Here is an 11,160-nt window from a genome sequence, read left to right as displayed (position 1 = left end):
GGGAGCACGAGGAAGCGCCGGTCCGGCGTGGTCCGCGGGGGACGCGGCCACATTCCGGACCGGCGTTTTCGTGCGTCCGCGCTACCGCCGGCCGCTCACCCGCCCCTGGAGGAGTCGGGACAGCGCCGCGTGGACGTCGTCCAGGGAGCGCTCCGGCTGGAAGGACTGCCAGTCCAGGGCGGCCACCAGGACCATCCCGACCAGGGCCGCCGCCGTCAGCTGGATGTCGATCTCCTCGCTGAACTCGCCGCCCGCCACACCGTCCCGCAGCACGTCCTCGACGACGGCGACGACCTGCCCGCGCACCACCATGAGCGTGGACTGCCAGGCCCGGTTGGTGCGCCACAGCTCGGCCACGTACAGCTGGGTGAAGGCCGGGTACCGGGCGATGAAGCCGAGACCCGCGCGGATCATCGCGTCCAGGGCGTCGACCTTGCTGCCGCCGTCCCGCGCGGTGTGCTCGGCCGCCTCCCTCAGGGACGCGGTCAGCAGCCCGACGCCGTGCCGCAGCAGCTCCTCGAAGAGGACGGACTTGCTGGCGAAGTTGTAGTAGACGGTGCCCTTGGCGACCCCGGCCCGCTCGGCGATCTCGTCCACCGTGGTGGCGGAGAAGCCCTGCTCGGCGATGAGCGTGACGGCCGCCTCGTAGAGCTTCTGCCGGGTGGCCTCACGGCGGGTGCTGCCGCCCGACGCGGCGCTGCTGCTTTCCATGGCCATGATTGTCCCGCGCGCGGTCACAGGCTCAGCTCCGGGTGCAGCCGGTCGAGGGTCCACACCTGGCGGCGGCGCGCCGACAGCGCGGTCAGCGCGAGGGCACCCGCGGTGAAGGCGACGAGCACCACGCACGCGTGCCACACCGGTCCGAGACCACCGCCCGTGATCAGCCTTCGGAGGGCCTCGACGACATAGGTCATCGGCAGGAAGGGGTGCAGGGCGTTGAAGAAGCCCGGACTGGTCTGCACCGGATAGGTGCCGCCCGCCGAGGTCAGCTGGAGCATCAGCAGCGCGAGGACGAGGATCCGGCCCGCCGCCCCGAAGCGGGCGTTCAGCCACTGCACGATCGCCGCGAAGCAGGCCGTCACCAGGAACAGGAAGCACACCGTCCCGGCCGCGCGGGCCATCTGGAGGCCGACCGCCCAGTGCAGCACCGCCATGAGGCCCACCGTCTGGAGCACCCCGATCGCCAGCACCGGCAGCCAGCCCGCGAGCGCGATCCGCCAGGCGGCGGCCCCGGCCGCGAGCGCCCGCCGGTTCAGCGGCGTGATCAGCATGTACGCCACCATGGCGCCCACCCACAGCGACAGCGGGATGAAGTACGGCGCGAACCCGGTGCCGTAGTTGGGCGCCTCGTGCAGGGACTTCGCGGCCAGCTGGACCGGGTCCGCCATGACCTCGGTGCGCTCGTCGCGCTCCTGCTCGTCGTAGTCCGGGATCCGCTCGGCGCCGTCGTGCAGTCCGCCCGCGAGCTTCACCGACCCGTCCACGAGCTTGTACATGCCGCCGCTGAGGTCGTCCGCGCCCGTCCTCAGGTCGGTGACGCCCTCGTCCAGGTCGACCGCGCCGGTCTTGGCGGTGCCGAGGCCCGAGTGCAGGTTCTCGGCGCCCGTGGCGACCTTGCCGGCGCCCTCGTTCAGCGCGTCGATGCGGGAGACGGCGTCGGCGAGGTCCTCCGAGAGGTGCGGCGCGCGGTCGGCGAGCGCCTGCGCCTGCTCCTCCAGCGTGGCGAGGTCGTCGTCGAGGGTCTTCAGGTCGCCGTCGTGGTCGGTGACCAGCGTGTTCACGTCCTCGGCGATCGTCGCCGCGTCCGCCGCCGCATCCCTGGCCCGCTCCAGGTCGCCGCAGGCCGCGTCCGGCGGGGCGGGCTCCTCGCAGCGGGTCCGGTAGACCTCGTCCAGGGTGCCGGAGGCCGTGCGGGCGCCCTTCGCCGCGGCCGGCGCCGTCTCCACCAGGGTGTCGAGGTTGTCGCGGATCGCCCCGGCCGAGTCGGCGACGAGCTGGGCCGTGTCCCCGATGGTCCGCTCGTTGTCCGCGAGGAAGGGCCCCACCTTCTCCGCGACACCGCCGACCTTGTCGGCGAGGGTCTGGGTGCCCTCCGCGACCTTCTTGGCGCCGTCCTCCAGGTCGTCCGCGCCCTTGTGCAGCTTCTTCAGGCCCTTCGCCAGCGAGCCGCTGCCGTCCTCTGCGTCCTTCAGCCCGGCGGCGAGGTCCTTGGAGCCCTGCTCCGCCTTGCCGATGCCGCCCTTGAGGGTGTCCGCACCGTCCGCGGCCCTCACCGTCTCGCCGTGGATGTCGGAGAACGAGATGAAGATCCTGTCCAGGAACGACCGCGACGCCTTGGTGGAGGCCGCCGTGCGCACCTCGCCGAAGACCGTCCGTGAGATCTGCCCGACGATGTAGTTGTTCGCGTCGTTCGTACGGACCTGGAGCGCGCTCGTCTCCGGGGAATCGCCGGAGCTGGACGCGATCCGCTCGCTGAAGTCCGCGGGCATGGTCAGCGACAGGTAGTAGCGGCCGTCCTCCACGCCCGCGTGCGCCTCCGCCGCGCTCACCTCCCGCCAGTCGAAGACCTCGCTGTCGCGCAGCCCCCGGACGATGTCGTCGCCCGCCGCGACCCGCCGCCCGTCGACGGTCGCGCCGCGGTCCTCGTTCACCAGCGCCACGGGCAGCCGGTCCAGACGCCCGTACGGGTCCCAGAAGGACCACAGGTACAGGGCGCCGTACAGCAGGGGCAGCAGCAACAGCGCGACCAGGGCCGCCCGCGGCAGCTTCCCCCGGCCGAAGCGCCGCAGCTCAAGCGCGGCGAGACGCGGCGAGCGCATCGACGGCCTCCTTCGCGTCGTCCTCGGTGTTCTTCTCGTCGTCCCCGGTGCCGTCGGCCCGTCGCCCGCCGGTGGACACCACCAGGGCGCCCTCGGGGGCCTCGCTGCACACCGCCAGCACCGTCGTCCCGGCCTCGGCGAGCGACCCGAGCAGTGCCCAGACCTCGTCGCGTTCGGCGTCGGAGAGCTTCAGGTCGGTGTCGTCGACCCCCAGCAGCCGGGGCCGCCCGATGAGCGCCAGGGCGAGCGACAGCCGCAGCGCCTCCAGCCGCTCCAGATCGCGTACGGCGGTCCGGGAGCCCTTGGGCAGGGCCGCCCGGTCCAGCCCCACGGCGTCCAGGGCGGCGTCGATCCGCCGCCACGCCTCCCGCGCACGGCCGGCCCGGGGCCGCAGCAGCGCGCGCAGGGAGTCGCCGAAGCGGTGTTGCAGCAGGGCCCGCTCGCGCAGGTGCTCCCCGACGGTGAGCGCCGGGTCGAGGTCGGTGACGCCCGCGACATGGGCGAGCGCGCTGACCCGGCGCGCCGCCGCCAGCTGCTTCGGCAGCCGGGCCTCGCCCACGGCGGCCGTGCCCTCGGACGCCTTCATCCGCCCGGTGAGCGCGAGCAGCAGACAGGTGCGGCCCGTCCCCGACGGCCCCTCCACGGCGATCAGCGAGCCGGGCCCGGCGGTGAACGAGACCCCGCGGAAGGCCCAGCCGCGCGGGCCCTTCACCCCGAAGTCATGGGCGGCGACGGCAAGTCCCCGCACGGATTCCCCCACGGTCCCCCCTGGACTGGAACTTGAACTGACTGGTCAGTGCAAAAACTAGCCCGAACTCCCGAGCGAAGCAAAAGCCCAGGTCAGAACGGATTGTCAGTGCCATACCTCACGATGGGCACATACGGCACCCCATATGCGGGCGTGCCGTCACCCAGACGACAGGAGGTTCGTCATGGCCAACTCGTCAGCCGCCGCCGCACACCGGCGTCGCGCCACCGGCCCTGCCCCCTCACTGACCGGCCCGGCGAGCGACGTGCACCCCGTGCTCCGCCGGGCCACGGCCCCGCCCGCCGCCCTCGACCTGCTCGCCCAGGCCCGCGCCGGACTGGACGAGGCCACCGTCCTCGAAACCCCGAACGAGCGGTATGCGACGGCCCACCTCGCCGCCCTGCGCACCGCCGCCGCCGTGCTCGCCGCCCGCGGGCGCCCCGAGACCACACCCCGGCGCCGGGCCAGGATCCGGAGCGCCTGGGAAGTGCTCCCCGAGATCGCGCCCGAGCTGACCGAGTGGAGCGCGCTGTTCGCCTCCGGAGCCCGGCGCCGCGCCCGGGCCGAGGCGGGCATCCAGGGCGCGGCCAGCAGCAGGGACGCCGACGACCTCATACGGGACGTGGCGATGTTCCTCCGCCTCGTCGAGCGCATGCTGGTGCTCCAGCCGGTCCTGCCACAGCCACGCCAGGACGGAGAGGAGGCGCCCGGCCCCCGCGGCCCGCACCCCGCGCACGGCATGCCCGACGCGGGCTGACCACCCGCGTCGGCGGCCCGCCGGGATGGGCCGTCGCCGTCGCACGGCACCGCAGTGGCCCGGCGGCGCACCGGAGGCCATGGGGAGGCACCGGAGGCAATAGGGTGGAGGACGCCTGAAGCCCTTCACTAGGAGTCAACTGCCGTGTCGGACCCGATGAGGCCCCGCGCCTCCCTCCGTACCGCCGTGGTCTGGGAGGTCCTGAAGGACGCCCTGGACCGGCGGGTGAAAGCCACGGGCCGGGAGTCGCTGGACGTCCTCGACACCGGGGGCGGCAGCGGCAACTTCGCGGTGCCCGTCGCCCGCCTCGGCCACCGCGTCACCGTCGTCGACCCCAGCCCGAACGCCCTGTTCGCGCTGGAGCGCCGCGCCGCCGAGGCCGGGGTCGCGGACCGGGTCCGGGGCGTGCAGGGCGACGCCCACGGCCTCTTCGACGTCGTCGAGCGCGGCGGCCACGACGTGGTGCTCTGCCACGGCGTCCTGGAGTACGTGGACGACCCTGCCGAGGGCGTCCGCAACGCCGTCGCCGCGCTGCGGCCCGGGGGCGTCCTCAGCCTGCTCGCGGCCGGGCTCGGCGGCGCCGTGCTCGCCCGCGCCCTCGCCGGGCACTTCACGGAGGCTCACCAGGCCCTCGGTGACCCGGACGGACGCTGGGGCGAGGGTGACCCCATGCCCCGCCGCTTCACCGCCGAGCAGCTCACCGGACTGGTCGAGGGAGCGGGCCTGCGGGTCGGCGCCGTACACGGTGTCCGGGTCTTCGCCGACCTCGTCCCCGGGGTGCTGGTGGACACCGAGCCCGGCGCCCTCGACGCCCTGCTGAAGCTGGAGGCAGCCGCCGCCGAGCTTCCGTCGTTCCACGCGGTGGCCACGCAGCTTCATGTGCTCGGTGAGGCCGAAGGGACCTGACGGAGCTGAGCCACCTCCCGGGGCGCGCCGCTGATCAGGGAGTTGGCCGCACATGGAGTACGCCACAAGCCCCCCGATCGTGGGCTTGTCGCCGTATGATCGAGGGAGACCACCCGGCATGACGGGTCGGCTGCCGGGGAATCCAATCCTCAGCGAGCCGGGACGGCCATGGCGAATTCCGGTTGGCCAATTGGCGTAGAGGGGCGGGTTTCACGGGGGCGATTCCCTGCCTATCCTGAAGGGACCCCCCGGGTCGCCCCGGCGACTGCACGATGAGGAGGATTCCGTGCCGCTCTCAGAGCACGAGCAGCGCATGCTCGAGCAGATGGAGCGAGCGCTGTACGCCGAAGATCCCAAGTTCGCGACAGCGCTTGAGGGAAGCGGGCTGCGTACGTACACCCGGCGACGGGTCTACCAGGCGGTCGCGGGCTTCCTCGTAGGTATCGCGCTCCTCATGGCCGGAATGGTCGCCAAGCAGGTCTGGCTCAGCGTGGTGGGCTTCCTGGTCATGCTCGGCTGCGCGGTACTCGCGGTGACCGGCTGGCGCAAGGCCCCCAAGCCGGGTGAGCAGCCCAGCGGCGGCGGTGGCGGTCGGCAGTCCCGACATCAGGGACGTCAGCGGCGCTCCATGATGGACCGCATCGAGCAGCGCTGGCAGCGTCGCCGTGATGAGCAGGGCGGTCACTGACCACCGGCTCCACCGGCTCCTGAACAAGCGTTGTGTGAGGGTGTCACCACCGTGAGGCGGTGACACCCTCACGCATGCGCGCGTGTCCGACGACCGTCTCGGCCGTTCGGCCACCGTGCCGTGGACGGACATGAGAGCGGCGGTACAGCCAGACGCTGTACCGCCGCTCCGTCGTACCGAGGGGCCCGCCCCCCGCCCGCCGTCAGCCGCGCTGACCGGACGGGCGGGGCCGGCGGACCAGCGCCGTCAGGCGGCCGGTCCAGCGGGCCCGGACGGCCGTCCAGCGGTCGGAGAGGTCCCACAGCGCCCGAATGGCCGAACGGGGCGCGACAAGAGCCCGGACCCGGCTCGGCCAGCCGGCCCGGGACCGCAGGGCCGTGCGCAACCGGCGCGCGTCGGTGGCGAGACCGTCCGTCGTCCGGGGCCGCGGCGCGAACAGCACCTGCTCGACGGCGCCCGCGACCCGGTGCACCGACTGGGCGGTCGCATCGTCCAGCTCCCCGAGCCGTACGATCCGCTCCGCCGCCTTGCGCGGAGTGAGCGCGTCGTCCGGCACGATGCCGTAGTCCCACGCCGTGTCCGTGAGCTCCCGCCACACCGCCAGCACATGCCCGGCGGTCGCCTCGGCGGCCTCTCCGTCGACCGCCACGCCGGGCAGGTCCGCCACGTCGATCGCACCGCTCTGCCCAGCGCCGCCGCCCGCCGCGCTCCCGGTCGCGGGGGCGTGCCGCGCCGAGGCCAGCCGGACCGACCGCCGTCTGATCCGCCACATCATCGGCAGCAGCGGTACGGCGACCAGCAGGGCGCCCAGCAGGATCCAGCCCGCCGTGCGGTACCACGGGGCGCCCGAGTCCTCGGGGGTGCCCGGGTCCAGCGGCAGCGCGCCGCCGCACAGGTCCCCGCGCTCGTCCCGCGCGACACAGCTGCTGCTCTCCGACGGCTCCGCGGACGGCGCCGCGTCCGACGGCCGGGCCACGTCCGGCGCGTCCGGGGTGGTGCTGCCCGGAGCGTCCGGCACGGTGTAGGGCGGGGTGGTGCCCCGGGTCGGCGTCGGCTCGAAGCGGGTCCAGCCCACGCCCTCGAAGTACAGCTCCGGCCAGGCGTGCGCGTCGCGGAGCATCACGGCCACCGACTGGTCGCCCTGCGGGGTGCCGGGGGCGAAGCCCACCGCGACCCGGGCCGGTATGCCGAGCGTACGGGCCATCGCCGCCATCGCGAAGGAGTAGTGGACGCAGAAGCCCTGCTTGTCCTCCAGGAAGCGGGCTATCGCCCGGGAGTCGTTGCCGACCTCGACCTCGGTGTCGTACTGGAACCCGCCGGTCACGGAGAAGTAGTCCTGGAGCGCGACCGCCTGCTCGTACGGGTTCGCCGCCCCGTCGGTGACCTGGCGGGCGGTGCCGGCCACCACATCGGGCAGCGAGTCCGGCACCTGGGTGTACTCGCGCGTCAGGGCACCCGGCGGCTCCGGCGCGTCGGCCAGCTGCTCGGCGGTCGGCTGCACATCGAGGCTGCGCACCTCGTAGGTCAGACCGCGGGTGTTCTGCCCGTGGTCGCCGACCAGGGTCATCCCGACCGGCTCGTAGCGCCAGTTGCCGTCCACGTCCACACCGCTCGGCGGGTACGGCATCGGGAGCCAGTCCTGCGCGTACCAGTCAGCGGCCGTGATGCGGGTGCGGACCTCGGCGCGCCGGATGTCGGCGGCGAGGCCGACCGGGGTGGGGAAGTCGTCGGGCACGGCGGTGATGTGCCGCTTGGCGGGCTTCCAGGTGGTGCCGTCGAAGTCGTCCAGGGAGACGATCCGCAGGTACATGTCGGAGATGTCGCTGGTGCTGGTGCGCAGGCTGAGGACCTGGCGGTCCTCGTCCACGTTCAGACTGTCGCGCAGTGAGACCAGGGGGTTCACCGCGGAGATCGTGCCCCCGCCGCCGCGCCCGGCGCCCACACCGCGCCCGGCGCCGTCCAGCAGACCGCCGTTCATCGCGGGCAGGGCCAGTGGGACCACCAGGGCGATGCCCAGCGCGACCGCGCCGATCCGCCGTCCGGTGCGCACCGGCGCCACCGCGCCGCCGGACTCCATGCCGGGGCCGCGGGCCGCTCCGCCGAAGACCCGGCCCCACTGGGACAGCCGCTCCCGCCCCTCGGCGAGCAGCAGCATCAGGTAACCGGCCGCGGCGATCAGGAACCACACCCACTCGCCGCTGCCTTCGGACAGCCCCGCCGCGATCGAGTACAGCGCCAGCAGCGGCAGCCCCGCCGGGGCGGCGTTGCGGAAGGTGGCCGCGAGGACGTCCACCGCCAGGCCGATCACCACCACGCCGCCGATCAGCATCAGCTGGATGCCGTCGGAGAGCGGCGCCGGGATCGCGTAGCGGCTGACGTCGTCGGTGCCCTGCTGGAGCAGGTCGGAGAAGTGACGGAACGCCTCGGGGCCCGGGATCAGCCCGGCGATCGCGTACTCCCGGGCGAAGACCAGGGTGAGCAGCATCAGGGAGACCAGCGCCTGGAGCAGCACGGTCAGCGGCCGGGGCAGCGGCACCCGGCGGCCCACCGCGCCCACGCCGGTCTGCACGGCCAGCAGCACGGCCGCCTGGAGGAACCAGGTGGCCGGGTCGACCAGCGGCAGCAGGGCGCAGGCCGCCATCAGCGTGGCCGCCATCCCGCCCAGCGCCATGCGCGCCGGACCACTCATGATCGTCCCTCCCCACCGCTCGGCCCGCCCGTCGCGGCCAGGCCCGAGCGCTCCCGGTCCGCCTGGCGCCACAGGTCGCCCAGGGCGGCGCCGCGTGGCACGCCGACGGCCGTCCAGCCCGCCTCGCGCAGCAGCCGCAGCCGCTCCTCGCTCCGGTGGAACGCCTGGGGGGCCTCGGTGGGTTCCCGCACCCAGTTCTCGCTGTCGAGGACGAAGGCGAGCGCGCCGCCGCTGCGTTGCCGCATCCGCGCGGCCACCGCCGCCTGCTCCTCGTCCAGGTCGCCGAAGAACGCCACCAGCAGCCCCTCGTTGCCACCGCGCAGCACGTCGTAGGCGCGGGAGAGGCTGGTGCCGTCCGAGTGGTCGATCACCGCGAGGGTGTCCATCATCAGTCCGGCCGCGTCCGCCGACTCCTGGTTGGCGCCCGCGAAACCGTCGGAGCCCTCACCGGGCACCGCGCTTCCGGTGTCCGTCAGCAGTCGTACCGAGAAGCCGCGTTCCAGCATGTGGACCAGGACGGACGCGGAGCCCGCCACCGCCCATTCGAAGGCGGAGTCGGGGCCCGCGCCGCGGAAGGCGGTGCCGCGGGTGTCCAGGAGGACGGTGCAGCGGGAGCGCTGGGGCTGTTCCTCGCGGCGCACCATCAGCTCGCCGTAGCGGGCGGTGGAGCGCCAGTGCACCCGGCGCAGGTCGTCGCCGTAACGGTAGCCGCGCGGGATCACGTCGTCCTCGCCCGCCAGGGCCAGGGAGCGCTGCCGCCCGTCGCCGTACCCCTTCGCCTCGCCCGCCAGGCGTATCGGGGACAGGGCCTCCACGCGCGGGATGACGGTCAGGGTGTCGTGCGTCGAGAAGGACCGGGTCAGCTCGCACATCCCGAACGGGTCGGTCAGCCGCAGCTGGAGCGGGCCCAGCGGGTAGCGGCCGCGCAGGTCGGAGCGGACGCGGTAGGACACCTCGCGGCGGCCGCCCCCCTCCACCCGGTCCAGCACGAAGCGGGGGCGCGGGCCGAGGACGTAGGGCACCCGGTCCTGGAGCATCAGCAGGCCGGTGGGCAGCCGGGAGACGTTGTCCATCCGCAGGTGGACGCGGGCCTCGGAGCCCGCGGGCACGCGGGCGGGGGAGAGGCGGCGGCTGCCCGCCACCCGGTAGCGGGTGCGGTAGAGCACCAGGGCGCACACCAGCGGCAGTACCGCCAGCAGCAGTCCGACCCGCAGCAGATCGCTCTGCCCGAGGACGTAGGCGCAGACGGCGGCCGCCACCCCGGCCGCCAGGAAGGAGCGGCCGCGGGTGGTCAGGCCCGCCAGGGCCGTGCGCACACCGCCCTTGTCGCCGCGGTCGGGTTCCGGCGGCGCCGTCGCGGCGGTGGTCATCACAGCCTCCGCGGCGGCTGCTGCGGGTACGCCGGGGCGCCCTGGCCGATGCCGAAGGCGTTCTGCTGGGCGCCCGACGGGACCGGGGTGCCCTGGAGGATCTCCTGCACGACCTGCTCCGCGGTGCGGCGGTTGAGCTGGGCCTGCGCGGTGGGCAGCAGCCGGTGGGCCAGCACTGCCACGGCGAGGGCCTGTACGTCGTCCGGGAGCGCGTAATCCCGGCCGCTGAGGGCCGCGGCCGCCTTCGCCGCGCGCAGCAGGTGCAGCGTCGCGCGCGGCGAGGCGCCGAGTCTGAGGTCGGGGTGGGTGCGGGTGGCGGCGACCAGGTCGACGGCGTACCGCCGGACGCTGTCCGCGACGTGCACGGAGCGCACCGCCTCGATCAGCTTGACCATCTCGTGCGCGTGGGCCACCGGCTGGAGGTCGTCCAGGGGGCTCACGCCGCCGTGCACGTCGAGCATCTGAAGCTCGGCCTCCGCGCTGGGGTAGCCGATGGAGACCCGGGCCATGAAGCGGTCGCGCTGGGCCTCGGGCAGCGGGTAGGTGCCCTCCATCTCCACCGGGTTCTGCGTGGCCACCACCATGAAGGGGCTGGGCAGCTCGTAGCTGTGCCCGTCGATGGTGACCTGGCGCTCCTCCATCGACTCCAGCAGCGCGGACTGGGTCTTCGGCGAGGCGCGGTTGATCTCGTCGCCGATCACGATCTGCGCGAAGATCGCACCCGGCTTGAACTCGAAGTCCTGACGCTGCTGGTCCCAGATCGACACGCCGGTGATGTCGGAGGGCAGCAGGTCGGGCGTGAACTGGATACGGCGCACCGAACAGTCGATGGACCGCGCCAGCGCCTTGGCCAGCATCGTCTTGCCCACGCCGGGGACATCCTCGATCAGAAGATGTCCCTCGGCGAGCAGCACGGTCAGCGAAAGCCGTACGACCTCGGGCTTGCCCTCGATCACTCCTTCCACCGAACTGCGGACCCGATCCACAGTGGCGGTCAGATCAGTGAGGCTCGCTCGATCGTCATAGGTCGTCACCCGGCCCTCCTCGGCCCGTTCTTTCCCGGGCCGACGCTCTGCGTTGCGATCCGGCCCACCCCTGGAACACGGACACCACGCGCGAAAAGTTCCGCGTGGCGCCACAACCGCATTCTTGCTGCCGTTACCGATTCGTGTCACTCGCCTGT

9 protein-coding genes are annotated in these 11,160 nt (G+C 73.6%); 3 read left to right on the top strand and 6 right to left on the bottom strand.

Annotation, left to right across the window (positions count from 1 at the left end; all coding sequences use genetic code 11):
• Positions 1-81: 81 nt before the first annotated feature.
• The 3 genes from KBY47_RS01465 to KBY47_RS01455 are packed head-to-tail and all read right to left on the bottom strand — an operon-like array spanning position 82 to position 3,567.
• Positions 82-711, bottom strand: coding sequence for a TetR/AcrR family transcriptional regulator (locus tag KBY47_RS01465; protein ID WP_210918980.1), 630 nt, complete (start codon positions 709-711; stop codon positions 82-84).
• A gap of 23 nt (positions 712-734) precedes the next feature.
• Entirely contained in the window at positions 735-2,819 is a 2,085-nt protein-coding gene (locus tag KBY47_RS01460; protein WP_210918979.1) for a YhgE/Pip family protein, read from the bottom strand.
• The gene (locus KBY47_RS01455) at positions 2,791-3,567 is read right to left on the bottom strand and encodes an ATP-binding cassette domain-containing protein (protein ID WP_210918978.1); all 777 of its coding nucleotides are present in this window, start codon (positions 3,565-3,567) and stop codon (positions 2,791-2,793) included. Before KBY47_RS01455 ends, KBY47_RS01460 begins: the two co-directional genes overlap by 29 nt.
• A 184-nt stretch (positions 3,568-3,751) precedes the next feature.
• Here KBY47_RS01455 and KBY47_RS01450 point away from each other — a divergent pair, with 184 nt between their 5' ends.
• The 3 genes from KBY47_RS01450 (at position 3,752) to KBY47_RS01440 (ending at position 5,918) form a co-directional block, all read left to right on the top strand.
• Positions 3,752-4,324 carry an SAV_6107 family HEPN domain-containing protein gene (locus KBY47_RS01450; protein ID WP_210918977.1) on the top strand — a complete coding sequence of 191 codons (573 nt, stop codon included), beginning with the start codon at positions 3,752-3,754 and terminating at the stop codon, positions 4,322-4,324.
• A 144-nt stretch (positions 4,325-4,468) separates the two neighbouring features.
• The gene (locus tag KBY47_RS01445; protein ID WP_210918976.1) at positions 4,469-5,230 is read left to right on the top strand and encodes a methyltransferase; all 762 of its coding nucleotides are present in this window, start codon (positions 4,469-4,471) and stop codon (positions 5,228-5,230) included.
• Positions 5,231-5,516: 286 nt separating this feature from the next.
• Complete coding sequence (locus KBY47_RS01440) at positions 5,517-5,918, top strand: DUF3040 domain-containing protein (RefSeq protein ID WP_210918975.1); 402 nt, start codon at positions 5,517-5,519, stop codon at positions 5,916-5,918.
• 202 nt (positions 5,919-6,120) lie between these two features.
• Here the strand turns inward: KBY47_RS01440 and KBY47_RS01435 are convergent, their stop codons facing one another.
• Genes KBY47_RS01435 through KBY47_RS01425 form a run of 3 tightly spaced genes read right to left on the bottom strand, consistent with a single transcriptional unit; the run spans position 6,121 to position 11,011 of the window.
• The gene (locus tag KBY47_RS01435) at positions 6,121-8,607 is read right to left on the bottom strand and encodes a DUF3488 and transglutaminase-like domain-containing protein (protein WP_210918974.1); all 2,487 of its coding nucleotides are present in this window, start codon (positions 8,605-8,607) and stop codon (positions 6,121-6,123) included.
• Positions 8,604-9,977 carry a DUF58 domain-containing protein gene (locus tag KBY47_RS01430; RefSeq protein ID WP_210918973.1) on the bottom strand — a complete coding sequence of 458 codons (1,374 nt, stop codon included), beginning with the start codon at positions 9,975-9,977 and terminating at the stop codon, positions 8,604-8,606. Before KBY47_RS01430 ends, KBY47_RS01435 begins: the two co-directional genes overlap by 4 nt.
• Positions 9,977-11,011, bottom strand: a complete 1,035-nt coding sequence (locus KBY47_RS01425) for a MoxR family ATPase (protein ID WP_210918972.1) — start codon at positions 11,009-11,011, stop codon at positions 9,977-9,979. Before KBY47_RS01425 ends, KBY47_RS01430 begins: the two co-directional genes overlap by 1 nt.
• Positions 11,012-11,160 lie beyond the last annotated feature (149 nt).

The sequence above is a fragment of the Streptomyces sp. B93 genome, assembly GCF_018070565.1.
Taxonomy (GTDB): Bacteria; Actinomycetota; Actinomycetes; order Streptomycetales; family Streptomycetaceae; genus Streptomyces.
This window is presented reverse-complemented; position numbering and strand designations above follow the sequence as displayed.

What these genes read in the sequence shown, in the direction of transcription:
- KBY47_RS01465 (WP_210918980.1), bottom strand. Translation starts at nt 711, where the DNA reads ATGGAAAGCAGCAGCGCCGCGTCGGGCGGCAGCACCCGCCGTGAGGCC.
- KBY47_RS01460 (WP_210918979.1), bottom strand. Translation starts at nt 2,819, where the DNA reads ATGCGCTCGCCGCGTCTCGCCGCGCTTGAGCTGCGGCGCTTCGGCCGG.
- KBY47_RS01450 (WP_210918977.1), top strand. Translation starts at nt 3,752, where the DNA reads ATGGCCAACTCGTCAGCCGCCGCCGCACACCGGCGTCGCGCCACCGGC.
- KBY47_RS01435 (WP_210918974.1), bottom strand. Translation starts at nt 8,607, where the DNA reads ATGAGTGGTCCGGCGCGCATGGCGCTGGGCGGGATGGCGGCCACGCTG.
- KBY47_RS01430 (WP_210918973.1), bottom strand. Translation starts at nt 9,977, where the DNA reads ATGACCACCGCCGCGACGGCGCCGCCGGAACCCGACCGCGGCGACAAG.